This is a genomic window from Obesumbacterium proteus (genome assembly GCF_001586165.1).
In the GTDB taxonomy this organism is placed as follows: Bacteria; Pseudomonadota; Gammaproteobacteria; order Enterobacterales; family Enterobacteriaceae; genus Hafnia; species Hafnia protea.
The window spans coordinates 215,773-240,554 of sequence record NZ_CP014608.1; the positions used below are offsets into that span (position 1 = coordinate 215,773).

At 50.0% G+C, this 24,782-nt stretch carries 31 protein-coding genes; 1 reads left to right on the forward strand and 30 read right to left on the reverse strand.

Going from position 1 to position 24,782, the window contains the following annotated elements; translation table 11 throughout:
- Positions 1-127: 127 nt before the first annotated feature.
- The 30 genes from DSM2777_RS01150 to DSM2777_RS01295 all read right to left on the reverse strand — a co-directional run bounded on the left by DSM2777_RS01150 (position 128) and on the right by DSM2777_RS01295 (position 21,755).
- Positions 128-1,183: an EscU/YscU/HrcU family type III secretion system export apparatus switch protein gene (locus DSM2777_RS01150; RefSeq protein ID WP_061552965.1), complete on the reverse strand. Its 1,056-nt coding sequence runs from the start codon at positions 1,181-1,183 to the stop codon at positions 128-130.
- The gene (locus DSM2777_RS01155) at positions 1,176-1,949 is read right to left on the reverse strand and encodes an EscT/YscT/HrcT family type III secretion system export apparatus protein (RefSeq protein WP_061552966.1); all 774 of its coding nucleotides are present in this window, start codon (positions 1,947-1,949) and stop codon (positions 1,176-1,178) included. Before DSM2777_RS01155 ends, DSM2777_RS01150 begins: the two co-directional genes overlap by 8 nt.
- Positions 1,946-2,212: an EscS/YscS/HrcS family type III secretion system export apparatus protein gene (locus tag DSM2777_RS01160; RefSeq protein ID WP_046459824.1), complete on the reverse strand. Its 267-nt coding sequence runs from the start codon at positions 2,210-2,212 to the stop codon at positions 1,946-1,948. Before DSM2777_RS01160 ends, DSM2777_RS01155 begins: the two co-directional genes overlap by 4 nt.
- Positions 2,209-2,856 carry a type III secretion system export apparatus subunit SctR gene (gene sctR, locus DSM2777_RS01165; protein ID WP_061552967.1) on the reverse strand — a complete coding sequence of 216 codons (648 nt, stop codon included), beginning with the start codon at positions 2,854-2,856 and terminating at the stop codon, positions 2,209-2,211. The genes DSM2777_RS01160 and sctR overlap by 4 nt, the downstream gene beginning before the upstream one ends.
- 61 nt (positions 2,857-2,917) lie before the next feature.
- Positions 2,918-3,928: a YscQ/HrcQ family type III secretion apparatus protein gene (locus DSM2777_RS01170; protein WP_061552968.1), complete on the reverse strand. Its 1,011-nt coding sequence runs from the start codon at positions 3,926-3,928 to the stop codon at positions 2,918-2,920.
- The gene (locus DSM2777_RS01175) at positions 3,909-4,283 is read right to left on the reverse strand and encodes a hypothetical protein (RefSeq protein ID WP_046459821.1); all 375 of its coding nucleotides are present in this window, start codon (positions 4,281-4,283) and stop codon (positions 3,909-3,911) included. Before DSM2777_RS01175 ends, DSM2777_RS01170 begins: the two co-directional genes overlap by 20 nt.
- A complete protein-coding gene (locus tag DSM2777_RS01180; protein ID WP_237087810.1) occupies positions 4,270-4,695 on the reverse strand; it encodes a hypothetical protein in 426 nt (141 codons plus the stop codon). The genes DSM2777_RS01175 and DSM2777_RS01180 overlap by 14 nt, the downstream gene beginning before the upstream one ends.
- Positions 4,644-5,966, reverse strand: coding sequence for an EscN/YscN/HrcN family type III secretion system ATPase (locus DSM2777_RS01185; RefSeq protein ID WP_061552970.1), 1,323 nt, complete (start codon positions 5,964-5,966; stop codon positions 4,644-4,646). Before DSM2777_RS01185 ends, DSM2777_RS01180 begins: the two co-directional genes overlap by 52 nt.
- Entirely contained in the window at positions 5,953-8,019 is a 2,067-nt protein-coding gene (locus DSM2777_RS01190) for an EscV/YscV/HrcV family type III secretion system export apparatus protein (RefSeq protein ID WP_061552971.1), read from the reverse strand. Before DSM2777_RS01190 ends, DSM2777_RS01185 begins: the two co-directional genes overlap by 14 nt.
- On the reverse strand, positions 8,004-8,372 hold the full coding sequence (locus DSM2777_RS01195; RefSeq protein ID WP_046459817.1) for a type III secretion system protein SsaM: 369 nt from the start codon (positions 8,370-8,372) through the stop codon (positions 8,004-8,006). The genes DSM2777_RS01190 and DSM2777_RS01195 overlap by 16 nt, the downstream gene beginning before the upstream one ends.
- A gap of 55 nt (positions 8,373-8,427) precedes the next feature.
- Positions 8,428-9,408: an HrpJ domain-containing protein gene (locus DSM2777_RS01200; RefSeq protein WP_061552972.1), complete on the reverse strand. Its 981-nt coding sequence runs from the start codon at positions 9,406-9,408 to the stop codon at positions 8,428-8,430.
- Entirely contained in the window at positions 9,371-10,069 is a 699-nt protein-coding gene (sctL, locus tag DSM2777_RS01205) for a type III secretion system stator protein SctL (RefSeq protein WP_061552973.1), read from the reverse strand. The genes DSM2777_RS01200 and sctL overlap by 38 nt, the downstream gene beginning before the upstream one ends.
- A complete protein-coding gene (locus DSM2777_RS01210; RefSeq protein WP_082790840.1) occupies positions 10,051-10,737 on the reverse strand; it encodes a type III secretion system domain-containing protein in 687 nt (228 codons plus the stop codon). Before DSM2777_RS01210 ends, sctL begins: the two co-directional genes overlap by 19 nt.
- Positions 10,638-11,357 (reverse strand): EscJ/YscJ/HrcJ family type III secretion inner membrane ring protein SsaJ, encoded by a 720-nt coding sequence (ssaJ, locus tag DSM2777_RS01215; protein ID WP_061552974.1) that lies wholly within the window; start codon positions 11,355-11,357, stop codon positions 10,638-10,640. The genes DSM2777_RS01210 and ssaJ overlap by 100 nt, the downstream gene beginning before the upstream one ends.
- A complete protein-coding gene (sctI, locus tag DSM2777_RS01220) occupies positions 11,354-11,629 on the reverse strand; it encodes a type III secretion system inner rod subunit SctI (protein ID WP_061552975.1) in 276 nt (91 codons plus the stop codon). Before sctI ends, ssaJ begins: the two co-directional genes overlap by 4 nt.
- A gap of 19 nt (positions 11,630-11,648) precedes the next feature.
- On the reverse strand, positions 11,649-11,894 hold the full coding sequence (locus DSM2777_RS01225; protein WP_061552976.1) for an EscG/YscG/SsaH family type III secretion system needle protein co-chaperone: 246 nt from the start codon (positions 11,892-11,894) through the stop codon (positions 11,649-11,651).
- Positions 11,891-12,106 carry a type III secretion system needle filament subunit SctF gene (gene sctF / locus DSM2777_RS01230; protein ID WP_046459811.1) on the reverse strand — a complete coding sequence of 72 codons (216 nt, stop codon included), beginning with the start codon at positions 12,104-12,106 and terminating at the stop codon, positions 11,891-11,893. Before sctF ends, DSM2777_RS01225 begins: the two co-directional genes overlap by 4 nt.
- A 118-nt stretch (positions 12,107-12,224) precedes the next feature.
- Positions 12,225-12,929, reverse strand: a complete 705-nt coding sequence (locus tag DSM2777_RS01235) for a pathogenicity island 2 effector protein SseG (RefSeq protein WP_082790841.1) — start codon at positions 12,927-12,929, stop codon at positions 12,225-12,227.
- Positions 12,926-13,741, reverse strand: a complete 816-nt coding sequence (locus tag DSM2777_RS01240; RefSeq protein ID WP_061552977.1) for a hypothetical protein — start codon at positions 13,739-13,741, stop codon at positions 12,926-12,928. The genes DSM2777_RS01235 and DSM2777_RS01240 overlap by 4 nt, the downstream gene beginning before the upstream one ends.
- Positions 13,742-13,794: 53 nt before the next feature.
- Positions 13,795-14,235, reverse strand: a complete 441-nt coding sequence (locus DSM2777_RS01245) for a SycD/LcrH family type III secretion system chaperone (RefSeq protein ID WP_046459809.1) — start codon at positions 14,233-14,235, stop codon at positions 13,795-13,797.
- Between the two features lie 56 nt (positions 14,236-14,291).
- Entirely contained in the window at positions 14,292-14,714 is a 423-nt protein-coding gene (sseE, locus tag DSM2777_RS01250; RefSeq protein ID WP_061552978.1) for a type III secretion system effector protein SseE, read from the reverse strand.
- 15 nt (positions 14,715-14,729) lie between these two features.
- A complete protein-coding gene (gene sseD, locus DSM2777_RS01255) occupies positions 14,730-15,476 on the reverse strand; it encodes a type III secretion system translocon protein SseD (RefSeq protein ID WP_237087811.1) in 747 nt (248 codons plus the stop codon).
- Between the two features lie 9 nt (positions 15,477-15,485).
- Complete coding sequence (gene sctE / locus DSM2777_RS01260; protein ID WP_082790842.1) at positions 15,486-16,949, reverse strand: type III secretion system translocon subunit SseC family protein; 1,464 nt, start codon at positions 16,947-16,949, stop codon at positions 15,486-15,488.
- The gene (sscA, locus tag DSM2777_RS01265) at positions 16,927-17,442 is read right to left on the reverse strand and encodes a CesD/SycD/LcrH family type III secretion system chaperone SscA (RefSeq protein ID WP_082790843.1); all 516 of its coding nucleotides are present in this window, start codon (positions 17,440-17,442) and stop codon (positions 16,927-16,929) included. Before sscA ends, sctE begins: the two co-directional genes overlap by 23 nt.
- On the reverse strand, positions 17,439-18,047 hold the full coding sequence (gene sseB / locus DSM2777_RS01270) for a type III secretion system translocon protein SseB (protein ID WP_082790844.1): 609 nt from the start codon (positions 18,045-18,047) through the stop codon (positions 17,439-17,441). Before sseB ends, sscA begins: the two co-directional genes overlap by 4 nt.
- A 15-nt stretch (positions 18,048-18,062) precedes the next feature.
- On the reverse strand, positions 18,063-18,350 hold the full coding sequence (locus DSM2777_RS01275) for a hypothetical protein (protein ID WP_061552979.1): 288 nt from the start codon (positions 18,348-18,350) through the stop codon (positions 18,063-18,065).
- A 94-nt stretch (positions 18,351-18,444) separates the two neighbouring features.
- A complete protein-coding gene (locus tag DSM2777_RS01280) occupies positions 18,445-18,696 on the reverse strand; it encodes an EscE/YscE/SsaE family type III secretion system needle protein co-chaperone (protein ID WP_061552980.1) in 252 nt (83 codons plus the stop codon).
- A gap of 12 nt (positions 18,697-18,708) precedes the next feature.
- Positions 18,709-19,896, reverse strand: a complete 1,188-nt coding sequence (gene sctD / locus DSM2777_RS01285; protein ID WP_061552981.1) for a type III secretion system inner membrane ring subunit SctD — start codon at positions 19,894-19,896, stop codon at positions 18,709-18,711.
- A complete protein-coding gene (locus tag DSM2777_RS01290; protein ID WP_061552982.1) occupies positions 19,889-21,373 on the reverse strand; it encodes an EscC/YscC/HrcC family type III secretion system outer membrane ring protein in 1,485 nt (494 codons plus the stop codon). Before DSM2777_RS01290 ends, sctD begins: the two co-directional genes overlap by 8 nt.
- 1 nt (position 21,374) lies before the next feature.
- Positions 21,375-21,755 carry a pathogenicity island protein gene (locus tag DSM2777_RS01295; RefSeq protein ID WP_061552983.1) on the reverse strand — a complete coding sequence of 127 codons (381 nt, stop codon included), beginning with the start codon at positions 21,753-21,755 and terminating at the stop codon, positions 21,375-21,377.
- Positions 21,756-22,001: 246 nt separating this feature from the next.
- Between DSM2777_RS01295 and DSM2777_RS01300 the strand changes: the two genes are divergently transcribed.
- Positions 22,002-24,770 carry a hybrid sensor histidine kinase/response regulator gene (locus tag DSM2777_RS01300; protein WP_061552984.1) on the forward strand — a complete coding sequence of 923 codons (2,769 nt, stop codon included), beginning with the start codon at positions 22,002-22,004 and terminating at the stop codon, positions 24,768-24,770.
- The last annotated feature ends 12 nt before the right edge of the window (positions 24,771-24,782 follow it).

The window sequence follows — 24,782 nt, forward strand, 5'->3', positions numbered from 1 at the left end:
ATTGATACAACAAAAAAACAATATGATTTTTTAAGAAGTCACACCATGAGGTAATAACCTGACGATACAATAAATTTTGTAATATTCACTGCGTCATATACAAAGTCGGCTTTTTATTTCCTACCGCTTACTCTGTTTCTTGAGCATCATATTCAATATTTAATACCAGCCTCAGCAGCGCAGCAACGGGCTCAAACAACGACTCAGGGATCATTTCACCGTGCTGAACCTCCTGAAACAGCTGGCGTGCCAAGGCAATATTCTCTACCACCGGTATAGCCTCCCGCAGTGCGAGATTAACAATATGCTGCGCTCGCGCATCAACGCCCTTGTCCAGCATTCTAGGAATTGGCATATCAACGGGATCGTAGCCTAAACAAATCGCAATATGGGTTGGATTACGTACCACGACGGCGGATTGCCTCACGTTTTTCGCAAGGCTCCCACTTTGCAGTTCACGCTGTAAATCACGGCGCCGCTTTTTCATCTGCGGGTCACCTTCCATATCTTTATTTTCCTGCTTCACATCCTCCTTGCTCATTCGTTGCTGCTTCATAATGTTGTGACTTTGAAAGGCATAGTCAAAAACGCCAAGCACCACGTAAAACGTCAGTAGCGCATACCATATCCAGCGAACAAAGGTCGAAAAGACCGGAATAGCACAGGCAGGATCACAGTATGGCAATGCCTGAAAAGTGGGCGCGTAATAACGAAACAGATACACAAAAATTAGACACAATAAGACCACTTTTAGACTCGATTTAAGCAGTTCAATCAGGCTATGCAGAGAAAATATCTGCTTGAGATTGCTCACGGGATTAATTTTTTCACCTTTGAAACCAACCGCTTTCGTTGCCAGCATAAACCCCACCTGGGCCACTACGCTCACCACGGTGGCCAGTGCCAACATGCCGCCAAATAGGGCAAACATCTGTCCTCCGGCGTTAAGCAACGCCTGAGCCATCAGACTCACGGCATAGTCAAAAGGTTGATTAATAAGCTGTGCAGAAAGCAGCATCAGCTGAGCAACACGCTCAACCACGGCATCGGAAAAGAAATGAAAAAATGCCAGCATCGCAAGCAGTTGCACGCCAGAGGTGATCTCCATGCTTTTAACAACCTGCCCCTCTTGGCGGCTATCGCGTTTCTTTTTCTGCGTAGGTTGCTCAGTTTTTTCACTCATGAGTGGCTAACCATTGGCTCACGTGCCGGTATAACACTTCACTTTCTTGCTGATAACGATGAAATGCATAAGGCAGCGACAGCAGCAGCAGAAAGAGCGCTAGCACGCTTTTTATCGGCATGGATAAAAAGAATACGTTGAGCTGTTGAGCTGAGCGATTGAGTAATCCCAAGGCTAAATCAGCCAATACCATACTGAGTACGGCTGGCAGAGAAAAGCTAAGGCATAGCTGATAAAGCACCTGCCACTCGGCAAGGAGAAAATCTAAGAAAGCACGATCAAACACCATCGTTTTGCCAACGGGGAAATAGTGATATGAGGTATACAGCGCGGAGAGAAGCAGATTAAAACCGCCAGAAATAAAAAACAACGCACACAAAAACTGGCTAAATAACAAACCAAAAATTGATGTTTGTACCGACATTGCCGGATTGAATACGGTTCCCATCGTGGCTCCACGCAGCGTATCAATCAGAAACCCCGCCATATCCACGGCCCAGAAGGGAATGGCAGCGCAAAACCCTAACAGCAAACCAATAATCATTTCACCGGGGATAACGCTAATCCAGCCCCAGCCTTGATGAACAATCGGCTGCGCATAGATAATCGGCAGCATTGGAAACGTGATTGCCAATAGTATCGCGTTGCGGATCAGCGACGAGCCCAAACTACCTATTTGTAGCAAAGGGAACAACAGCGTAAGTCCCAGCGGCCTCATCATGGTCAAGGCGATAGTGACAAGCCCATCATTAATCTGGCTTATCATCCGTGGACGCCTATTTGTAATAACACCTGCCGGGTATAGGCCAGAAGTAAACCGCCCAACCAGTGATAGGTCGCCATCAGCATCAGCGCAACGGCCAGCAGCTTGATCATAAACTGTAAGGTTTGATCCTGAATCTGGGTCAACGCCTGAAATAAGCTCACCGCAATCCCAACCACCGATGCCACTAACACCACGGGCAGAGAAGTCATCAACACCAGCCACATCAGTTCCGTGACAAAATGAGCAAGATTGGCATCACTCATAGGAAACTCTGCACAAGCTGGGAAAGGATCAGATCCCATCCCCCTGCCAATAGAAAAATCAGTAGCTTGAACGGTAGCGATATGGTCATCGGTGACACCATCATCATCCCCATCGCCAGCAAAATATTCGAAACCAACAGGTCAATAGCCAGAAAAGGCAGATAGATGAGCAACCCGATACGAAATGCCTGCGTCAGTTGGCTAACGGTAAACGCAGGGAGCAAGATCAAAAGCGAATCAGGTTTAACTCGCTGCTTGGCTTCCTCAGGCCAAGTTTTAGCCACTAAATTGCGGAAGTAGCGCGCCTCTTTTTCGTCTGAATTCTTTTGCAAAAATTGGCGGTAGGGGCCAAGTGCATGGCTATCCCAACCGTTCATCCACGGCGGCGCTCCGGCTTCTGCCACGGGATGCCACTGTGCTTTCACCGCCAGCAACGTCGGCGCCATAATAAACATTGAAAGCACCAGAGCCAGCCCATACAACGCCATGTTTGGTGGCACCTGCTGGATACCTAATGCATTGCGCAAGATTGAAAACACGACCGCTAATTTAAGGAATGAGGTCCCCATGACAATGACCAGCGGCAATATCGATAGCAAGAATAACAGTGCGATGAGTTGCCAAGGAGAGTTAGGCAAAGACATGGTATTTCCTTAATAGAGCCGACGATAAACCAGTTATAGTCACCGCTCCACGCCATCACTATCAGGTGTTAGCCGTATCCTCCGCTTCCGCAATGCGCGGCTGTTCGGGATTATTCAGATACCAATGGCTGATCCGCACCAGAAAACTTTCACCACAGCCGATCAATTCACCGAGGCCAATGACACGTCCATTCAGGCGTAATTTAACCTCAGACGAGAACCGCGCTTCCGTTGGCAAGAGATCGCCCTCGCTCAGCGAGCGCAACGCGCCCAAAGAAATATCAACCTGACCAACTTCCACCAGCAATTTTTGTGGCAGACCGTCAATCTCTACCGCCAGAGATCGCAGGCATTCTGGAGGGTTACGCTCCTCCTGCAACAGGCTTTCTACATCCTGCACCAGCTCATTAATTTTCATTCGATCCTCCGATTCCATGCACACTCGAGCCACAATGCCGGCAGACAGCAACAAAACACACTCTCCGGAACGTAGGTTGCCAAAGGCTTGCATCCGCAACCCCATCCCCACGCTGATGTTTCTCAACTCACTGAGCGAAACCAAACACCAGCCGACATAGCAGGCAAAGGCAATAGGCGGAAGCAGGCGTACAGGGCGTGTTCTGGGCAAAATTTGCTCCGCGATAGCCTGAAAATAAGTCGTAGGCCAATTGAATAATAGAGCCTGAAATTGGTAGTGTTCGATCTGCCAACTGAACGTCAGCGCAATTTGATCAGGCAAAATACTGCATCGAATTGGGTTGCTCATTGAACGCAGCATCTTTGCACCGCTTGCCGCTATTAATGGCGATAGCCCCCACTCGGCGATACCAAATAACAGACATGCATCCACAAACTCTGGCGCAGATGAACCAATCATCCCTTCGCACCATATCTGCCAGTCGCTGGCCAATAGCCAAATCTCACAGGGTGTTTTCCCTAACATGACTGAAAAAACGATGCCCTCCTGAGCATTCGTCCATTGCCGAGCGCAAATATGCAGCGCCCCTAATGGCATCCCCTCTGACGGGAGTAATCGAACAATTTCACTTTCCTCAGGTAATATCTTGGGCATAGACCACCTCCAGAGTCACGCTGTGTCCGACAGCATGAAGTTCGGTATTCAGCCAGGTGGAAAAATGGGTTAACAACGTGAATAACGCATACTGCGGCACCAACATTTTTAAATGCGTTTTTCCCTCAAACACATTGATTTCGCAAACTAATCCTGCGGCCATCCCGCCAACTAAGCGATAGCGATTCGTTTGTTGGCGCAGTAATGCCGATTGCTCCGTTGAGCTACGCGGCGTTTTCACCATCGGTCCCATGAGTCGCGTAAATCGGTTGGAATCAGACGGGCGTGGCACTTCCTCTTCGCCCGTGCTTTGCACCATATGCCAAATACAGCCTTCCGCTCTAATAACCGTCATCGTTGAGTAACCCCTTAAGCTTTTCCTTCTTTTTCATGACAATAATCAGCTCTTGATGCAGCATACTTAGCCGTTCCTGTAGCCGTTTTTGAGTCTCTAACAGTGAACGTTGTTGCAGCGCCAAACCGTGCTCTTCATGAAATAGCCGCCCCATTTTTTGCTTTTGTTCCATCAATGCACTGGCAGTTAATGTGCCAGACCACGTTAGTATCTGGTTGAGCAACTGCGTTAACTCAGCGCGCTGGGCTTGGCATTTGTGCTGCATAACCTCCGTTTGCATCGCTTGGCGCGTTAGCTCCACCATTTGTCGCCGCAGGCGATCTTCTCGGCGATCTTTAATCTTGAGTAAACAGTGCAGCATCAGTTGGCCGTCAGATAGCGTAGCTGTTGCAGCAGTTCGTCGAGATTGCATAATTCATTACCCTGTTGTTGCAAGAAATGGCAAATAGCGGGATAGCTCTCCACCGCGCAATCAGCCTGCGGATCCTCTCCTCGCGTGAACTCACCGACCCGCACCAAAAGCTCTACATCACGATATACCGACAGTCGCCTGCGTAGCGTATTGGCAAGTTCTCGATGCTCTGCGCTGGTTACCATCGGCATAATTCGACTGAGGCTGGCGAGCACGTCAATAGCGGGGAAATGGGCGGACTCGGCCAAACGGCGCGAAAGAACGATGTGTCCGTCGAGCAACGACCTGACTTCATCGGCAAGGGGTTCATTCATATCGTCCCCCTCCACCAGCACGGTATAAAAGGCGGTGATACTGCCGCGCTCACTTTTCCCCGCTCGCTCAAGCAAACGCGGCAAAGCAGCAAAAACGCAGGGGGGATAACTACCCGGTACGGCAACCTCCCCACTCGCAAGAGCGATTTCACGCGCTGCTCGGGCGTAGCGCGTCAATGAGTCCGCAAACAGGAGAACGCGCTTACCTTGATCGCGGAATGCTTCGGCAATCGTGGTTGCAACAAACAGCGCGCGCATGCGTTCAAGCGCAGGTCGGTCAGAGGTAGAAACCACCATGACACAGCGATTGCGAACGTCCTCCCCCAGCGTCTGCTCAATGAACTCACGCACTTCTCGCCCACGCTCGCCAATGAGCACTAATACATTGATATCGCTATCTGGGCTGTTGCACAGCATCGCCATTAGGGTGCTTTTTCCAACGCCCGCGGCGGCAAAAATGCCGATACGCTGCCCCTCGCCGCAGGTGAGTACGCTATCAATAGCGCGAATCCCAGTGAGCATCGGCTTTTCAATAAGCTGGCGGCTCAAAGGTGGCGGCGGTGGAGCATCATAGTCACGCCACGGACCTTGCAACGCGGGGCCTCCGTCTAATGGCTGACCCAAACCATCCACAACGCGCCCAAGTAAATCATCCCCCACGGCGACCAAATGTCGCCGCGCTAGCGGCTGGATCGGTTGCCCACAGAACAAGCCCGCGGTACTCACAAAAGGCGATAGCAATGCCGTAGCACCGTCAATTCCCACCACTTCAGCAAGCGCGCCATCGGGCAATAACCGGCAAACTTCCCCCATAAAAACACCGGGGAGATAGGCATGAATCAACGTCGCGCCAATATGTAAAAGCCGCCCCGTTTTCAAATAACCATGCGGCGGAGCGCTCTGCGGCGTGAGGCGTTTTTCTAAGGCGATCAGCGTGCGAGTCTTAACTTTCATCATTGGCCAGCTCTTCTGCCGAGAAATCGATACTTTGTACGACCTGCACCGCGCAGTTATCTCCCAGCTCCTGCCACGAAAGCACCGGCACATTAAACAGGGTGGGCTCGATAATCTTGCGAAGAAAACGACGCGCATCGATCGACGTCACCACGCGCAAATCACCATGATCGGCCTGCGCAGTATTGATAAGTGCCAGTATGCGAGTGCTTTGCGAAAGACTCAGAGCAGCATAGGTGCCCATAGAGGTTTGGCGAATAGATTCTCGGATGAGGTTTTCAATGCCCTCGCCAATACGCAGCACCCGCAGCGCTTCGCCCTCGGTTTTAAGCCGATGCAAAATATGCCTGCGCAGCGCGATACGGACGTATTCCGTTAACATCAGCACGTCTTTTTCACGCGGAGCCCATTCGATCAACGTTCCAAAAATCATCCGTAAATCGCGGATCGAAACGCTTTCAGCCACTAAACGCTGTAGCGTTTCGGTGATTTTGCTAATCGGCAGTTGGCGCTGTAACTCTTTCACCAGTTCTGAATAGCGCTTTTCCATCGCGTCCATGAGATAGCGGGCTTCCTGCACGCCGATAAATTCAGCCATATGGCGTATTAATACCTGCCGTAATAACGCCGTAACGCGCTGGTTTTCGCCAAGCACCGGCAGCCCAAGCCCCTGCGCTTTTTTGCCCGCGTCTTGCGTGAGCCAAGCAATATTCCCCATCCCTTCAGGAAGGGGCTGAACGGTACATTCCAGCCGTTCATCGGGATTGAGCAGTAAGTAGGGATGAGCCGGTATCTCAAGCGAAAAAACTGACTCTTGGTAAATCAGCACCGTCATCCCTTTTACTCGATTTCGGCTATTGACCACGATACTGACCTCCGGCAAAGGCACGCCGTACTCTTCAAACAGCGTCCAGCGCACGGCGTCAATATCTCTGGCGAGCGTGCTGGTATTGAGCTCGGGCATTACATGCAGCGTTAGCGGGCGGGCACCTGGCTGCATCACATCTTCCACCGTCTCTTCAGCGCTCGGTGCAGCACCTTCCGGACGCCGCCGGCGATACCAGATAAACAGGAAAGGCAGCGACGAGAATATCGCCATCACAAAGAAATCTAAGAAAGGGAAACCCGGTATCAGCGCGAATAAAATCAGCACCAGCGCGGCCAGCATCAGCGCCTGTGGCTGCTTACCAAGTTGGGCGGAAAGTTCGCTGGCGAGGTTTTGCTTCTTCTCGCCCGGCACACGGGTCACGATAATACCCGCACTTAATGAAATCAGCAGTGACGGGATCTGGCCGCACAAACCGTCACCGATCGAGAGCACGCTATAGGTTTGTACCGCGCTCCCCAGCGACATACCGTATTGCACGACCGCAATGATAATGCCGCCGATAATGTTCACGAGAACCACGATAATCCCCGCAATCGCATCTCCTTTCACAAACTTCATCGCGCCGTCCATCGCGCCTAAAAAGCGACTCTCCTGCTGAACATGCTCACGTAACTGCCGAGCCTGATGAGCATCGATGACGCCCGCACGCAGATCGCCATCGATGCTCATTTGCTTGCCAGGCATGCCATCAAGAGAAAAACGGGCGCTCACCTCTGCAACGCGCTCGGTTCCTTTGGTGATGACGATAAACTGCACGATGGTAATAATCGTGAAGATCACCAGTCCCACGGTAAGGTTGCCCCCAACGACAAAATGACCAAAAGCATCCACGATATTTCCTGCGTCATGCTGTAGCAGGACTAAACGTGACGTGCTGATGGTTAATGACAGTCGGTACAACGTGGTGATAAGCAGCAACGAAGGGAAAACCGACAGATCGAGTGGATCGTTGATATAGATAGCGATCAACAGCAGGATCACCGAAAAAGTGATGTTGATCGTGATAAGGATATCCACCATAAACGTCGGCAACGGCAGGATCATCATGACAATGGCGATAAGCAACACCACGGCCAATATAATATCCTGACGACCGGCACAGGCGATAAGCCCTTGCTGAAGCCTTTTTATGCTTATTTTTTTCCAGCTCACTATTGGGGTTTGCATAGCAGCTCCAGAAAAGCCTGCTGGCGGCGATGCAATCGTAGCCATAGCTCGGCGGTGCTATCTGCGGCTGGGGCGCAGCTTATAACCAAGCCTCGGCGTAGCTGGAAAAATCGCTGAGGAATACCGACAAAACCGGAAGGTTGCCAACGATGCAGCGCCAGCAGCAGTAAATTGTTGTCAAAAGATCCCTGTAATAGGCATTGGCTGAGGTGTATGCGGCTATCGCGATAGTTGAGATAGGTTTCATACTTCTCACCAGACCAATACATATCGGGTGTTACTTGGCAGGGAGGCATATCCGCTAGCTGAATAAACAGTTGGATATTGCGCTCTGTGACTAAATCTAACGTCATTAACACCTCCGCTTTAACATGGATACAGAGTTCCAGATGCGGCGCAGGCGCGGAATCAGGCGATAACCTGATCCCCTTTCATTCCACGTAAAACAGTCACTATTTGATCGCGTTGATCGTCATCGCTAAAACAGCAATCGGGCATTAACGAAAAAATGGCGTCCAGATGCTGCAACAGTCGATTGTAGAGATGGCGGGAGGTCACAAGCAGTGCCAGACGCGGAGTCAGCCACTCTTCAAACAGCCAGCTTTCATTGACCATATCTATCAGTAAGGGAAGTAACGATTTTTCGGGTAGCTGACAAAGCGTCTCTTCGCGCTGGCACTCATTTTCTAGCCCTAAAAACAGCAACAGCCGACGTAGGCGAACGAGCACCGCCGCCAAACGATGTTGCTGATCGCCTGCTGCACAAGCCGAAAGTTCAAAGGCCATAACGCGCAATAGAACCCTGACCCGCTGCCGCCGTTCTGGCCATGCCATAATCCGTTGAAACCATTCCGACAATGTAACTTCCTCTTCCCTCATCGCCTGCTGAAAAAGCCGATTAATCTGCGTTAATACCCCTTTATCAACCTTCCCCAGTTCCAGCATGCCAAACAAGGCAATCTCCCAGCCGTCTTCTTCCATTAGCTTGGAAAGTTGTTCGCTGAGCGCTTTCTTTTGTTTGCGCTCAATACCTTCGGCAACTAACTGAGCCGCAACGCTGAGGATCTGCTGGCCGATGTTTTGGCTAGCATCCTGTTTCTGCATCTGCGGCGGCATATCCCCCTGCTGCTGCATGCGCTGAACCATCTTCAGCAAAGCCTGCTGACGAAGTTCTTGGCGCTCTTTCATATCCCCACGCTGGTAATCGCGCAGCCGCCCACTGAGAACCATCCCCATTTCTTCCAGCGTTTCGGTCAACGCACTGCCCGCCGTCTCCTGCAATTCCAGAAGCGCCATATTCATAGGCGATACTGTATTTTCAATGTGCGCCGGCGGTGTGCTATGAACCATTTCATGGTTCATCGACGGAGTGATATCCGATACTCTCATTTTGCTCTCCAATTTCAGGCTGAGGGGAATGCAGCCACGACAGCAATTGTTGAAAATGATTGCTCAGCGAAAACGCCACTGAGAGCTGAGGGGAGGCTAAAACCACCCGATCGTGGGGAAACTCTGACTCAAGGGCGAAGGTAAAACGCGTCCCTAACGCGGCGCGTACATTTTCTTCTTGGCTTGGATGAAGGTGCAGCGTTAAAGCCCCTTCAGATGCCATCTGTTCGGCCTGTTTCGCTAACCTTTCGCAGAGCGTTCTGTCAGCGGGCTGCTGGTCAAACCATGCTGTAAGCACCTGCTCAATGCAGTGATGGATGCGCTCCGATACCGCATTAATCAGCGCCTGCTCCTGCGCTTCATCTTGCAATAGATGCATGATGTGAGTTTTCAGCCACTGAGATTCACAGTGGCTAAGAATATCCTGCCGTAGCTGTACTAATTCGTGACGCATCTCGTCGTCCATTTGGCCACAGGTTTTGTGCGCGGCGCGGATCATACTTTCCGCCTTACGTCGTGCCGCATTAACAATCGCTGCCGCTTCTTGATCGGCACTGCGCTTGTTGTCAGCTTGCTGATACTGCGCGGTCAATAATTCTGCGGGGATAATTCGCCCCGCCGGCAATGACCAATCAAATTCAATCAGCGGTATTTGGCACATAGCGTTCGCTCCAACAAATTCATTGCCAGCCTAGGTATTGATGGCCATAGCGCACGTTTGCACGGCGGCAAAGTAATCAGCATCGCATAGAGAACTGCATCTTCTTGAGCAGCGCGATGAAGTACGGCGATACCTAGCGTAAATGCGTTGTCGATCATTTCCGAGGGCGAGAACACGGCTCTATTCTTCCCCTGACACAGGCCGAATAATTGCCAAATCAATGTTTCATCCAACCAACGTAAAATGAGCTGCCGATAGTCCGGTAATAGGAAATAGTCATTGCATTCTAGTTTGAGCAAACCTATTGCCAGCACAAACACGTTGATATTGGAAACCATTTTTGCCATGCGCCTTTGACGATCGCTGAGCTGTGCCGGAAGCCGAGGCGTCCCTCTGCGTCTCTGTAAAGCGAGGTTCAAGCTACGATCTAGCGGTGGGTACTCGCCATATCGCCAACTCCCTTTAGGCGAGAAACCCAGCGATGCGAGCCACTGCGGATGAGCATAACGCGCGGGAGTCCACAGATAACGGTGTAACCGCAAAGCAGCATCATCAACAATGCAGGTCGTTATCGCTTTCTGCGCCACGTCATCCACATCAGGGCTGTGAGAGCCAAAATCGCCAGAATTAACGCAGGTATCAAAGGCCACCGATGCAAGGTTAACCATTGTATCGCCCTCCACTGGGGTTCCTCGGTTGCGCTTACCACGCTTTGCATCCTAAATTCAGCAGGTTGCATGAGAATACTGATTTGATCTTGCTGTACGCCGGGGATCGATTTTTCCACCAGATTTTTTATCTGTATGCGGAAGGACTCAAGATTGACCTGGGGGGAGAATTTAATAAATACCGCTACCGATGCGGGCCCCGTCGCCCCTTCTTCGTCTGGTCCGTGGGACGCAATGGTCACATCGGCGTGAACCACACCGTCCATCTGACTAAGCATTCCCTCGATACGCTGCTCTTTGAGAAACAGAATTTTTTGTTGCTCTTCAGCCGGCGAGACGACTAATTGATTCGGTGGAAACATGGTGTCGGCGGAGATGTAACTACGGCGTGGAAAGCCATTTAAACGCAGCAGCTCAACCGCGTTGATGAACTGTGATTTCTCCACCCGTAATGTGACACCGCCTTCTGCTGCCTGTTTATCAGCATCAATATTGTGCTGCATCAGAATCGCCAACATCTGGTTAGCATCCTCTTCAGGCAATGCGCTGTAGAGCTCAACGCGGCATCCTGTCAGCACTAAAACCAGCGCGCAGAGCAACATGTAACGCAGCCGTTTCATGTCATATTGGCCAGTTTGTTAACCGACTGAGACACCGATCCGGCAATCTTTGCGCCCAGATCCACTCCAACCGTCGTGCCAAGTACCGTCGCCTGCTGCATTAACATCTGTGGCGGTGATAATGTTCCCACGTCGCCCTGCGGGGTGCCCGCATACAACAGTTGGTTAAAAGCCGAGATCTTTTCGCTGCTTCCTTCGCTTAATTTGGGGGCATTGAGGGTACTAGAGGTGGCTGCGAAATCGACCGCTGCCACGTTATTAATCATACTCATGGGCAGACTCCCGTATTGATCAGATAAAATGGGTGCGCAATGATTCAGCCTCAGGCAAATTGATGTCCACTAAGGCTTGTCGCGCTTGTTCAGGCTCATTAAGACCCGCGAGCAACACGGCAAAGCAGACGGCCTGCATCTCTTTATCAGGTACTAAATACGGCAATGCGGGCAGCATGGCGCGTACCTGTCGGTGCAGTCCGTGGTTAATTCCAGCAAATGCGGTTTCAACCAACAACCGCCGCTCGTTGTCAGTTAATGTCATATTTTGGAAATTATCCCGCTGAGCATATCTTTGATGGTTTTAATCATCGCGCTTTCGTAGTTGATAAAGGTGGAGTACTGCTGCACGGCAAATTGGGCTTGGAGCATAGCCTCAGGATTGGTTAAATCCTTACCGTTCATTTTGTCTTCAATCGCCTGCCCAGCCTGCTGTGCCAAACGCGATAGCGTATTGATAAGTTGCTGAATATCCATAATGCTCTCCCGTGACGTGGGCTAAGTTCATCATCATAGACCGCCCGCTATAGGCATTATGGCCGCTGGCGTTGCGTTACCTATCGGGTGTTTGCCTGAATCTTAATCCTTCAGTGAGCTAAGACTCATCTCGAGGGAAGAGCTGCGCCAGCAGACGGAAGAAAGGCACACTGACCTGCTGCCCGGTGACAGGACATCCCGCCGCACCGTAGCGCATAAACGCCAGCGCACCGTAGGCTGCATTGCTCAGCGGGCGCAATATCGGCAGGCTTAGTCCCAAAGAGGAAAACATTAAGGGCTGACCAATCACGGTAGCCGTTAGCAACGCACGCGATCCTAGCGACACCATTGAGCCCACATCTTGGCTTCTCTGCTCATTACAGAAATGCATTGCGATGAAATAGACCGCATTGGCTATACTGTCGTGCGCCATCGGCAAGCTGTGTTTTCGGTGATAAATAAGGCAAGCAATATCGGCAATAGCAATGGCTAATCCCAGCCCTGCCAACACCAGTAACGGGGCCGCTCCGCCACTGAGCACCGTGAGCACAATGCCCGCGCTACAACATAAAACTTGCCCACCAAGAATGACGGCCTGCCAGCTGAATAGCGCTGAAGGAAAAGTATTGATAACCCGTTTGGCAAGGCTCGAGAGCATGCTCTGTTGCCCTGCCTCACAGGGAGAAATCGTGGTCGGAACAGGCTCAACGCATTGTGGCTTCGGCAAAACGGGGACGGCTAGTTGATCAATCAGGCCCTGTAGCATTTGCCGCGTTTCTTCGTCCACCACAGAGCCTTGACTAGTGCATATACGGTCTATCATGCAGTGCTAGCCTGAAATTCATGATGTTCCAGACGATAATGCTCATAACAAGCAACCACTTGACTCACCATGTCTTGGATCATTTCGTCACTCACCACGCTATCATCCGTTTGAGTCTGTGCGTTTTGGCCATTGCTATTAGTTGCTTCCACCATGTTTCTCTGTCTACGTTCTATGTAAGCACTGTGGGCATCGAGTAAGCCACCAATTACGGTCAGAACACTGGTGAGCCCAACCGAGGCCCCCCCTAAATATTCAGCCTGGCTGCCAGATAAATGAGCAGCAGGTAAAAATTGGGGGAGAAGCACGGAAGAAAGAGAAACAGCCGCTCTTATCGTAAAAGAAGCCACGCAACCAGCAAGTTCAACAGAGTCATCCGAGCAACAGTTCTGCATCAGTTTTTTGACGGTGAGCAAAATACAATCATTGCCTGTTTGTAACGGCTCACGATCGTTACGTACTTGAATCATATTGTAAAATGCACAGCAGGCATCTCCTGCTGCAATAAGCATTGCCGCTCCCATAACCGCCGCAATGGGGATACCCGCGCCACCAGAAAGCACCGTGGCTGCAACAGCCAGCCCAAAAGAGGCCGCGGACATAGCGAAACGGATCACATGCTGGATAAAGTTGATGGTATCAGCGCGGCGTTTTAGCTGACTCACTTCGCTAAGGATGGATTCAGGCGCGGCTTGTTTAATGCCTGGCAGCATGAGCGTAGGAATAAAATTATTCCCAATCCCCATATCAGAAGCTTGGCTGGTACTGTCTGTATTAACAATTGGCAAAACTAAACGGCTAACATGCTCCATTATCAACCTCCAAGCCCATCTCGATATTGGTTAAAGCCCCACAAACACATGTGCTAGGTGAGAAGTTGAGTTAGCATCAGCTCCGCATGAGCTCGCACGCCGCTGTATGAAGGATCGTCATAGCTCATGGTCAACGCAGTTTGCATTGCCTCCCTTGCCGCTGAGCGTTCCCCCATCGCTTGCAGACACACGCCTATCTGGTAAACGGGTTCAGGATGGCAGGCATCCAACATCAACGCATAGCCGTAGTAGTTCATCGCCATGGCGTATTCTTTATGCATCATCAATGCCCCAGCTAATGCCACATGCGCGCGCCAACTCCACGGTTGAGATATCACTAACCAACTAAAATTAACCAACGCCTGATCGTATTGCCCCTCTTGCCAAGCCGCATATCCTTGGGCATAAACTTCCTCGGGATCGAGGGCCAAAGCCTGTTTGATGATGGGGTCTTGCCAGATATCCTGATGACTTTCGTGTGATGTTGAATGCATAGCATGCCTCCATAAAATAGATCAAAAACACTGGCGAACGACCTCGTTAGACTGTGTTACCTACGGCGTTCTCGTTGATAAAGCAGCTTAACTGCCGGAATCTCTAACCACTTATCGCCGTCGCGGATTACCGCTACCGCACCAAGCTTGTACATTAAGCTTTCTAATCGGCGACGCTGTACCGCCAATCGGCGATCAAATACCTCCGTGATGACCAGCATTCTTACGTCTTTGAGCCACGGCGAACTGCTAAAAATCCGCCTAAAGATCCCCCATAACCGTGCCAACGACGCTGGCTGGGGGACGCTATTAGGCACTCGACGAAAACTGCATAAAATCAGATGGCTACCATCAATTCGATAAATAAGCTGATAGGGGTAAATCTCTACCTGTTGCCCTATCAGCAATCCACTATCGGCTAAAAAAGCAGGCTGTGGATACAGCCCTTCATGACGCAGTAGACTCGTGATTTCATCCATCTTGCCTCCTGAGTACTAGCGCGAGATAAAGCGTAATATCTGGCTGAATACCTCAACCAAGCTGCGTCCCATATCCATCATTTGCTGCATAATTTCACGGGATTTCACTAGCGTATCATCCAGCGTTTTTGCATAAGACTGCGCCCCTTTGTTTTGCAGATCGGCAATGGCTTTCTCTGCATCGGCGTCACGGGTTTTACCGCCCGCAACCCAGTTGCCTATCCCTCCCGCCATTTGCCCCATGGCATTACCCACCGCCATACCAGCCTCCCCAAACGGTGCGCAGCCCAACATCAACACACCGGAAAAAATGCCACCAATAGCGCTGGACTTCGCGGCCTCATAGCTTTCGTCAATTGCGGTCATACTTTGTTTTAGCGTGTTAACTTCAAGCCCCCAACCGAGTTCTTGCTTCTTCTGATTGTAAAATTGCATAGAGTCACGTAGCTGTTTGGCCAGCATGAGCAATTTGCTCCAGATTTCATCAAACAGGCTAAAAAACGCGTTCAGATCCATCGGCTCTTTGCTTTTACTCCCGCTAGCTGCGCTGTTGCCACTGATGGGAGTTTGTTTGTCCACCAGCTGCGTTGAGGAAACCTGAGCGCCCGATAAATTGTTGGTATATACATGCCCGATAGGCCATTGGTTCTGGAGCTGTGTGCGATCGGCTATCAGCCATTTTTCACTCAACTCTCCCGCTTCCGGTTGCGAACCGATAGGCTGGCTCTGCCCCGAAACCGGCATCATTCCGATATGACTCATACCCCCTCCTCAGGCGCGCGCACCGGCGATATTCGCCAGCACAGTGCCGCAGTTATCAATCATGTCTGAGGCGCTTCTCATCGCGTTTGCACCATCTTGGTAGGCTTCGTTTAGCCGTTTTTGCTGCGTTTTCTTGCGGTCTTCAGTCCAGCTCTGCATGAAATCAATAAAGCCTTGCTGGACAATCAGCTTTTCAATGGTTCTTTGCAGCTCAGCCGTTCTAATGCCGACGACCGAGAGAGAAATTTTATTCGCGCCACCTACGCAGCTACGCGTGATGATCAAGGCTTTACTGCTACAGTCGCGAATGATGGTTGAAATAATGCTCTGGCGTAGCTCCTTCAAAATCGTGTCACGGAGCTTTTCGGCAACGATCTCTTCGCCTTTATTGAGTAGTTCTTTACCCGCTTTCTCAACGGCGGTTTTCACCAGCGTTTCAACCCCTGCACGCGTAAAGCTTTTACCCATGCGCGTAACCATGTTCGCTTCGGCCTCAGCGCTATGCGCCGCCGCTTCAATGGCCATATCACCAACCTCAACCATCTCGCGCTCAACCGCCATGCCAAAATCTTCACCAAGCATGCGTCCGACTTCCTGCCCGATCTTATCTGCGAGCACCTTCAGTTCGTCTTCAGCACCTTTGGCAACCGCCTCTATCAGCTGTGTACCTACTTCTTTTTCAAGAACGTCCCCAGCGGCTTTTGTCACCGCACGAGCAGCCCCAATGCCGCGGCCAATCTGCATAATATCCAGGGCTAATGCCACGCCCTCACACGCATTTTGTACGATGCCTGCCACTTTGATGATTTCATTGCAGGTATCTTTATCTGCACCAAGCGCTATCGCCGTTTCTGCACCGGCTTTGACCATACCGGCAACGCCGGCAGCGAGGTAGGCGGCGCCATCCGCCATTGTGAGCGGATCTGCGGTGACAAATCCTTCGACTATTTTCAGCACCCCGATCACTGCCTCAACGCCACCAATGATCCAATCAAACACCGCGCTGATGAGCCCCGCCTTACGTGCTTGGTCGGCCTGCTCAACAGCTTTGTTGATTTGCTCCTGATATTCCGCCACCTGTTTGTTGCGTAGCTCGGCCTGAAGCTCGGTTGCGCGCTCTAGCTGCTTGCAAATCGAGCTAGCCGTATTACCGGAATTGTTAAGCACCAACTGAGTCATCATCATCGACAACACCATCGGGTCCATCTCCAATACATCACGGATCGTGGGGTTCCGTGCCCCCGCGGCTCCGGTGCCAATCAGTTGCTGTAGAGCAGCTTCAGCCTGCTGTTGACTGACGTACTGGTTTTCTTTCAAGCTATAGCGCTCTTCATTAAAGCCGTGTGTTGCGCTAAGACGGTGGCCCAGCGCACCGCAGGAAGTACTCGCGGTTTGTACGGCAATGTGGTGCAGAGTTGCATCAAACTCTGTTTTGACATCTGGAACACCGTCAATCTGTATTGAACTTCTCATGCTCACCTTCCGTTTTCACTAAGCCAGCCCGCGCACGTTGGCGAATTTCCGCCTGTCCCATGCCCCCATACTCTTCGCCATCACGCTCAGTTCCACACACCAGCAACGCGGCGCGAAAGGCTTTGGCCGCCAGCGGACGATTACCGCAGGCGAGATAGCATTCACCCGCGGCGCAAGGCGCTATCGCCGCTGAAACCCGAATTTGAGCCGAGCGTCCGTAGGCATAAATCGCATCCACCCAAGCCTTATCAGCCTGACAACACACGCCCAGTTCAAACCAATACTCAAACGACCATTCGTCATAAATCGTCAGTGCCTTAAACAACCGTGCTGCTGCGCCATATTCACCAACACTCGAGAGCTGCTTCGCGTAGCGAAACAACACGTCCAGTTCAGGGCCGACATCTTTGCCCAGCAGCATGCGCAACGCGCCGCCCTGCTGAAAAAATTGCAATATTGCCTGCGTCTCTTGGCTATCCATAGGCGCCGTCATCCAAACATCTTCTGCGCAATCATGCTGAGTAAATCGCCCCATTTGCTGAGCAGCCCAGTCATTTGAGTGATCACCGCATTGATCTCTTGCGTCATTTTCTGAATGCTTAACTGCCCTTGCGTCATCAGGTCGGTATCACGATTTGCGCTGTTATCGAGTGCTGCTTTGACGGCTTGTAAAGACCCTTTATCCAACCCTTCCGCACCACCATGGGTTTTGATGTAATCATCAATCGTCATACCATCAACGAGGATGCCGTTATCACGCATATATTTAACGACTTCGTCCGGTACTTGTTCGCGGGTTTTATCATCCCCCTTCGCGGCTTCGGCAATAACCTCATCCATGCGGTTAGACATGTCCTGCGTATTACGTGCACGTTCAGTGCTCTGCTTTATATTTCCGTAGAGCGCGTTTGCAATTTGCTGTAATACCAATGAAAGGTCGGTTAAAACTGAATAACCAAAAGCAAAGGGATTGTCCTGATCGTCGTTCTTTCCAACATAAGTATTTCCACTACCCGCCACCGATCGTTTCACTGGATTATTAATATCAACATTAAGGTTATTAAATGTAGATGGAGCAGTGCCAAGTATTCCTCTCATAATATGACTCCTCAGCTATTTATCTGAGTTCGAAATAGAATGTTTTAATTGTGACTGCACTTTTTTTAGCGCAGCACTTAACTTTTTCATATCCTGTCTAGCATTCCGCTCCATTCCCTGGATGCCCTCTGGGAGCAGTTCGCCAAGCTGTGCTAGCTTTTTACTCGCCAACGCGTCAGTTTCAGCATTAGAAATTAATTCATCTATCGCATTTTTTAAGCGAGTGAAATCTGAAAAACATTTATCTAGCCGTAAGCACTCTCTTTCTATCCGTTTCTTTTCTACTTCAATATTTAATTGCATAGCGATACCTCATTTATTTAAAAATAATTTTTAATTCGCATTATCTTTATGCTTCCATTTGCAGGCTTATTGCTGAGTGATTACGTTTAGTTATTCATTCATCTTTACTCAACTCAGTGATTTTTATTCGGTGATTGTGGTATCGAAAGTAAATCACATTAATAATATCTTCGGCCTGAATGACCGCTTCCAGCAATAAGGTGAATTGCTGATATTGTTCTCGTGGCATTGGGCCTTGCATTGCTTTCAATAGGCGTGATTTCACCGCCGCTAATGTGACTAAGCGTTCTCGAGTGTGCTCATCAGAATCGCGCAGGCGATCTTCTAAATTCGTCAGCGTAGGGATGGCATTTACCTTTTAAAAATTGAGCGGGAAGTTAATTAATGCCCCTTGGTATTTGAGCGTGACAGCACGATCGTTTAGCTCGACCACTTCACTGCCGTCAGGAAGTAGGCTCTCAACTCGCAATCGCTCACCATCTTCGAGAATTAGGTAGATCCCCTGCCGACTATGGACGATCGCGGCAACGGGTGATGGGAAGTGCTGACTCCCCTCATTTGAGGCGGAAACATTCTGGTAACTCAGCGCGATACCAGGGAACTGTTCACGCAGTTGGGCTAGGACTCGGTTTAAAACTTGCTGTTGCTCAATGTCCAGCACACCGCTGATAAAGAACGACTGCCCCACTGGAGTCACGCTGAGGTTTCCCGCTAACCCATTTTGCAGCACCTTATCAATAATGGCTTTGTCTTCAGCTTCGTAAGGGTTGTCGATTTTCCAATGTTTTAACCCCGGAACTTCAGCCAGCTGCGGTTGAACAATAGACCAGCGTTTGCCCATCGTAATATCGGCGGTGATGTGAACTTCACCCGGCACCGAGCTCGTCACCTGCGCATTGGCATATCCCGCCTGCGTTAAAATATCGCTCACATTACGAATCAGCTGATCGGTACACACCACGCTGTCGCGATAAAGCACGCCCCACGATTCCAATTTCAAGCGTGCATTTTGCAGCACGGCGCTGTTTTGGCAATAGCCCGACAGCTGAAGCGTTCCATCCTGATCCCAACGGGCCACGGTTTGTGTTAGCCCTTTTTGTCGCAGCAGCGTATCGACCTGAGCGGTTATGCTCGGAGGCGGCTTAGCGCTGGGGCTGCTCCAAATGACGGCAATGCCCCCCACCAGAATGAAAAACGTTAACACTATTCCCCAGTAAATCGCGGAGAAGCCGGTATGTAGCCGATAGTGCGATAAATTGGCTTCATGGCTACCAAATGCCATTGCCAATCCCATCGTTTGTAATACGCCCTCGGCGGGCAGCGGTAAGCTCGGTTTATGCCTCCGGCCATTGACCCTAACGGTTGCACCACCCGCATCCACAAACATCTGCCCATCCTTGATCGACAATACCACTTGGCCATCGCCGTTGAGCGGTATACAAAGATCGCAGCCATGCTCACCGAGGGTAAGTTGCCCGCCTTCTAGCCATATTTCGCGGCCATGCAGAGTGCCGCCAATCAAACGAATTTTTCGCTCACTACCCATGGCTGTTGTCGCTGTTAGCCACGGTCGCCTTAATCAGAAACAGCCGGATAACGCTGTTAGTTTGATTGCTATCACTGCGGAACAGATGCCCGATTATCGGGATATCTCCCAGCAACGGAATTTTGTTTTGTACCTGCACCTGTTTATCCTGCTTAAAACCGCCGAGCAGCAAACTTTGCCCGGCCTGCAACGTTGCCTGCGACGCAATCTCTGAGTTTTGTACCTGTGGTAATGGTTCACTTTGGCTCAGCGGTGCGTTTTGCTGCCCATCTTGAATATTGAGACTGAGCATAATGTTTTGCTTTCCATTTTCGGTCAGCAGCCGCGGCGTCACTCTGAGTAATGAGCCCGTGGTAATCGACTCCAATTTAGCCACTTTTTCGCTCTCCAACTTGGTATAAAACGTGACGTTTTTATCCAACACCGCCTGAATATTATTGAGCGTCACCACTGACGGCTGCGACAAAATATAGGCATGGGAATTCTTCTCTAGCGCAACCAAACGCGCCATAAAGCTTGGCGTATTGCTGATAACCGTTGAAAAGCCGCCGCCGGCATTACTATCGGGACCATTGAAAGAGAGCGAACCACCGCCCAGTGACACCGCCGCACTCCAATCAATACCAAGCTCGCTGATATCCCCCGCATCAACATCAATGATGGTGACAGAAATTTCTATCATCTGCGGGCGCTGATCGAGCTCGCTAATAAGCTTGCGGTAACCCGCTATATTTACCGAACGATCTCGCACGATGACCGCATTTTGACGCGGATCGGCAGAAAACATCGGCAACCCTTGAGTTGCTGGTGAAGAGGATGTTGTAGACGGCGTACTGCTTTGGCTCATATCACGCAGGACGCTGACGATCCCCGGAACAACAACCGTTTGATCGCGGTACTGATAGCGGTCATCCATTGCAGTGGCATATTTCAATGGATAAACAATTAAGCTCACGGCGTCATCTTGGCGCTTCGTCATTTCGCCATCCAACATCTGGGCCAGCTGCGTAATACGTGATAAACAAGCAGGCACACCGCTAACGTCAAGCGCATTCACCTTCGGAACTCGGTGTACCTCACAGCTGTTTTGAGCTGGTACATCACGATCGTGCAAATAACGAACAAATACACTGGCGGGTAACGTATTCAGGGTTACAACACGATGTGTGATTATTGAAGAGGGGTAAATAAAAAGTATATTGCCATCAAGATAAGTGGATAAATGGTATTGTGCCGACAAATTATTCAATATATCAATTGGTGGTGACTCAGAAATCACACCATTAAATATATCTGTAATAGAAGGATCTATAACAACCTGTGTATCATAGTTCTCAGCAAGATTTTGCAATACTGCCGATAGTGGTATTTTCCTTGCCCGCAATGAAAAATCTTCCCCTTTCCATGCCAGTGTTTTCCCCTGAGCTAGAGCACAGAAAATCAATATAGGTAAAATAGTCACGCCATTTATTTTCATGCTATTTATCCTGTTCGATCTTTACGTGGCAAGAGATGACACTCGCTAAATATCGCGTTAAAGCCAAATGTTTTTCAATCTCCACGGCCATTATCTCAACAGCCATATTTTTGTCGTAATAACAACAAAGCCAGCCGCCTTCAGGAGTTAACTGCAACGCATAATCATGAGTACCTTGGCACCCAGCTAGCAAAGTAGTGATGTACCTCACAGTTTCCAAAGGGAAATTCTCAATAGTGTCAAGAAAAATAGCCAAAACTATGGACAGCGTACACAAATATCCACGAGCACACCGTTCCTCTATTTCCATTAATAGAGAACTATCCCCCGTAGCAATACGGATATTATCGAGCAAAGAGATCTTTTTTAATTTACTCAGCATGATATGACCTCCTAAATAGCGAAGTCATACTCAGTGTAAAACCCTTAGACGTACATCAGTAAAAGACCTGATTCCTATTTACGCCAACATTGTCATCATATTCACTTACAAATTAATACAAGGAACCTCTCAGTATTTATTAGGTTTTTTATATTGATAGTGATTTTGTGTGCTAAACAATAAGAAGAGTGGTGTTACGAAATTCATTCGTTCTCCGAAAAACCTAAGGCATTTCGTTTAAGGCAGTTGCCTAAGGAAAACAATAATGAAAAAAAACATTCGTTGGTGGGGAAAATAACGCTGCTTATATCCGTTAGCCTGCTTGCTATATGGCTAATTAGTATGATCTCTGCGACCTATTTTTCGTTAAACCAAAGCCGTCAGCGCTTAATTGAAAATCTATCTCATATTTCCGACCTCAGAGTTGGATTGAGTAATCACCGGTTCGAGGGCGCAGAACATGATGCACAGATGCTGGCACGCAACTATGGCCGCTACCATTACGCTTCTATCGACGCACCTGCGACACTCAAAAATGAAAGCCGCTTTATCCCTATTGATACCAGCACTTGTACGCCGCAAAACAGACAAGAGCACGATCTGAGTTTCATTCAAGTTTATGGTACTGCCGGTCAAACTTATTATCTTGATAGCTTTATTCTCGATCGGCGTTATGGCATCTCTTTGCTGCCGCCGCCCGTACACTCGCCTAACTATTTTGCCCGCAGGCAAACTGAACTGGCACAGTTTCCCCGCCGCGCAACCCATGACAATCTGTTTTGGGGTAAACCCGAATATATCGCGGGAGCAGGCTGGAGCGTTCCCATTGCCGCGGCAGACCCGCAGGGTATTCTGGCAGGCTTAACGGTAAAACTTAACGATCTACTGTCGTATGGGCACCCAATATCTCGCAGCGACCTCAGCCTATGGCTGGATCAACACAATCTGATCCTGCCCTTTTCTCACCTACCGGAGAGCGAATCTAAGCAGCTTCAGACCTTATTGCTAGATACCAACCTGCACGATGGCTGGCAGCAGATTCCGGGCTATCTGGTACTGCGGAGACAGTTGAAAGGCCCAGGTTGGCAACAGGTTATTTTGTATCCCACTAGCGGCGTAATGAAGCGCGCACTGAGCATTGTGGCCAGTCAACTCCCCTTCGCTCTTACCACTCTGCTGCTGTTAGCAGGCATGTTGTTCTGGCTGCTTCATCGCTACTTGGCACGCCCGTTGTGGGATTTTGTCGATATTATCGAAAAAACAGGACCAAACTCGCTTGCGGTACGATTACCTGAAAATCGACGCGACGAACTAGGCAGCATTGCACACGCTTATAATTTGCTGCTCGATACCCTGCACGCTCAATACGACAATTTGGAAAACACCGTTGCAGAACGAACTCGAGAGTTGACCATTGCTAAACAACAGGCGGAACAGGCTAATAAACGCAAAAGTAGCCATCTCACCACCATCAGTCATGAGTTGCGCACTCCCCTCAGCGGCGCCTTGGGGGCCTTAGAACTGTTGCAAATGACGCCCATGAGCGACAAACAGTCGCAGCTCGTCAATACAACCAGCCAATGCACTCACTCTTTACTCGGAATTATCAATAACCTATTGGACTTCTCGCGTATTGAATCAGGGCAACTTTCACTACACGTCGAAGAAACCGCACTGCTTCCCCTGCTCGATCAGGCGATGCATACCATTCAAGGGCCGAGCCATACCAAGGGTTTAACGCTGAAAACATTTGTCGGCAGCCAAGTGCCGCTGCACGTTGAGGTCGACGGTACTCGTCTACGGCAAATTTTGGTCAATCTGCTGGGGAATGCGCTGAAATTTACGGAAAACGGCGGCATTTGTCTCACCGTTAAGCGCTGTGATGAACGGCTCATTTTTGCCGTCAGCGACAGTGGACAAGGCATTTCTCCAGCCGATCAAAAAACCGTCTTTGAGCCGTTTTTTCAAAGCCAAGGGCATATTCAAGGTACGGGTCTTGGGCTGACAATTGCGTCTAATCTGGCCAACTTGATGGGAGGGTGGCTTGAGCTACGAAGCTCCCATGGACTAGGAACCTGCATCTCGTTTCTATTGCCTCTGGCCTCCTATCGTGAGCCTGTACCTTTGGTCGGTGAAATTGCGGCGCCATTGGCTTTACATCGACAGCTTTCGGCTTGGGGTCTGCGCTGCGAGATAGCGCAACACGATAATATGTTTAGCTCAGATGAGTTGAATTTCTTACCGGGAAAGCTGCGCGACAGCGTGATTCACGTTTTGTCAGGGGAAATAAACGGTGAAGCCGAGCCTTTACCGATTCAACCTTGGCGTTTACGTATTCTGCTCGTGGATGACTCAGCCATCAACCGAGACATTATCGGCATGATGCTGGCCTCGTTGGGTCAGGATGTCAGCATTGCGGCCAATGCGAATGAGGCATTAATTCAGGGGCAGCAACAATGCTTTGATCTGGTGCTCATGGATATCCGCATGCCGATGATCGATGGAATGGAATGTGCTCAGAGGTGGCGAAAAGATGCCAATAATCTCGATCCTAACTGCATGATCATGGCGTTATCGGCAAATACCGCACCAGAAGAAATTGCACGGTGTAAACAGGCAGGCATGCAACATTACCTCACTAAACCCGTCACGCTGGCACAGCTGGCAGATAAGATCAGTATTGCTGCGGAATACCAGTTGCAGCGTGATATTCCATTGCAAGAACAAGACACGACCAACGATCATCCGCTGTTGTCACTTAATGACGCGGGTATACGGCAAAAAATACAGCGCTATCTTCAGGTACTGCTGTGTGACCTTGAACAACATTTAAATTGCCAAGAGAGAATGTCCACGTTGCTGCATACCTTGAAAGGATGTCTAGGGCAGGCAGGATTAAATCCTTTGGTTTGTATCGTTATTGATATGGAAAATCGGGTACAGCATGGATTGCCATTATCCAAAGAAGAAATTGCAGAGCTACGCCATGCCTTAGATTTGGCGTTGGATGCTTAAATCAGTTTCGGC

What these genes read in the sequence shown, in the direction of transcription:
- DSM2777_RS01150 (WP_061552965.1), bottom strand. Translation starts at nt 1,183, where the DNA reads ATGAGTGAAAAAACTGAGCAACCTACGCAGAAAAAGAAACGCGATAGC.
- DSM2777_RS01155 (WP_061552966.1), bottom strand. Translation starts at nt 1,949, where the DNA reads ATGATAAGCCAGATTAATGATGGGCTTGTCACTATCGCCTTGACCATG.
- DSM2777_RS01160 (WP_046459824.1), bottom strand. Translation starts at nt 2,212, where the DNA reads ATGAGTGATGCCAATCTTGCTCATTTTGTCACGGAACTGATGTGGCTG.
- sctR (WP_061552967.1), bottom strand. Translation starts at nt 2,856, where the DNA reads ATGTCTTTGCCTAACTCTCCTTGGCAACTCATCGCACTGTTATTCTTG.
- DSM2777_RS01170 (WP_061552968.1), bottom strand. Translation starts at nt 3,928, where the DNA reads ATGCCCAAGATATTACCTGAGGAAAGTGAAATTGTTCGATTACTCCCG.
- DSM2777_RS01175 (WP_046459821.1), bottom strand. Translation starts at nt 4,283, where the DNA reads ATGACGGTTATTAGAGCGGAAGGCTGTATTTGGCATATGGTGCAAAGC.
- DSM2777_RS01180 (WP_237087810.1), bottom strand. Translation starts at nt 4,695, where the DNA reads ATGCAATCTCGACGAACTGCTGCAACAGCTACGCTATCTGACGGCCAA.
- DSM2777_RS01185 (WP_061552970.1), bottom strand. Translation starts at nt 5,966, where the DNA reads ATGATGAAAGTTAAGACTCGCACGCTGATCGCCTTAGAAAAACGCCTC.
- DSM2777_RS01190 (WP_061552971.1), bottom strand. Translation starts at nt 8,019, where the DNA reads ATGCAAACCCCAATAGTGAGCTGGAAAAAAATAAGCATAAAAAGGCTT.
- DSM2777_RS01195 (WP_046459817.1), bottom strand. Translation starts at nt 8,372, where the DNA reads ATGACGTTAGATTTAGTCACAGAGCGCAATATCCAACTGTTTATTCAG.
- DSM2777_RS01200 (WP_061552972.1), bottom strand. Translation starts at nt 9,408, where the DNA reads ATGAGAGTATCGGATATCACTCCGTCGATGAACCATGAAATGGTTCAT.
- sctL (WP_061552973.1), bottom strand. Translation starts at nt 10,069, where the DNA reads ATGTGCCAAATACCGCTGATTGAATTTGATTGGTCATTGCCGGCGGGG.
- DSM2777_RS01210 (WP_082790840.1), bottom strand. Translation starts at nt 10,737, where the DNA reads ATGGTTAACCTTGCATCGGTGGCCTTTGATACCTGCGTTAATTCTGGC.
- ssaJ (WP_061552974.1), bottom strand. Translation starts at nt 11,357, where the DNA reads ATGAAACGGCTGCGTTACATGTTGCTCTGCGCGCTGGTTTTAGTGCTG.
- sctI (WP_061552975.1), bottom strand. Translation starts at nt 11,629, where the DNA reads ATGAGTATGATTAATAACGTGGCAGCGGTCGATTTCGCAGCCACCTCT.
- DSM2777_RS01225 (WP_061552976.1), bottom strand. Translation starts at nt 11,894, where the DNA reads ATGACATTAACTGACAACGAGCGGCGGTTGTTGGTTGAAACCGCATTT.
- sctF (WP_046459811.1), bottom strand. Translation starts at nt 12,106, where the DNA reads ATGGATATTCAGCAACTTATCAATACGCTATCGCGTTTGGCACAGCAG.
- DSM2777_RS01235 (WP_082790841.1), bottom strand. Translation starts at nt 12,929, where the DNA reads ATGATAGACCGTATATGCACTAGTCAAGGCTCTGTGGTGGACGAAGAA.
- DSM2777_RS01240 (WP_061552977.1), bottom strand. Translation starts at nt 13,741, where the DNA reads ATGGAGCATGTTAGCCGTTTAGTTTTGCCAATTGTTAATACAGACAGT.
- DSM2777_RS01245 (WP_046459809.1), bottom strand. Translation starts at nt 14,235, where the DNA reads ATGCATTCAACATCACACGAAAGTCATCAGGATATCTGGCAAGACCCC.
- sseE (WP_061552978.1), bottom strand. Translation starts at nt 14,714, where the DNA reads ATGGATGAAATCACGAGTCTACTGCGTCATGAAGGGCTGTATCCACAG.
- sseD (WP_237087811.1), bottom strand. Translation starts at nt 15,476, where the DNA reads ATGAGTCATATCGGAATGATGCCGGTTTCGGGGCAGAGCCAGCCTATC.
- sctE (WP_082790842.1), bottom strand. Translation starts at nt 16,949, where the DNA reads ATGAGAAGTTCAATACAGATTGACGGTGTTCCAGATGTCAAAACAGAG.
- sscA (WP_082790843.1), bottom strand. Translation starts at nt 17,442, where the DNA reads ATGACGGCGCCTATGGATAGCCAAGAGACGCAGGCAATATTGCAATTT.
- sseB (WP_082790844.1), bottom strand. Translation starts at nt 18,047, where the DNA reads ATGAGAGGAATACTTGGCACTGCTCCATCTACATTTAATAACCTTAAT.
- DSM2777_RS01275 (WP_061552979.1), bottom strand. Translation starts at nt 18,350, where the DNA reads ATGCAATTAAATATTGAAGTAGAAAAGAAACGGATAGAAAGAGAGTGC.
- sctD (WP_061552981.1), bottom strand. Translation starts at nt 19,896, where the DNA reads ATGGGTAGTGAGCGAAAAATTCGTTTGATTGGCGGCACTCTGCATGGC.
- DSM2777_RS01290 (WP_061552982.1), bottom strand. Translation starts at nt 21,373, where the DNA reads ATGAAAATAAATGGCGTGACTATTTTACCTATATTGATTTTCTGTGCT.
- DSM2777_RS01295 (WP_061552983.1), bottom strand. Translation starts at nt 21,755, where the DNA reads ATGCTGAGTAAATTAAAAAAGATCTCTTTGCTCGATAATATCCGTATT.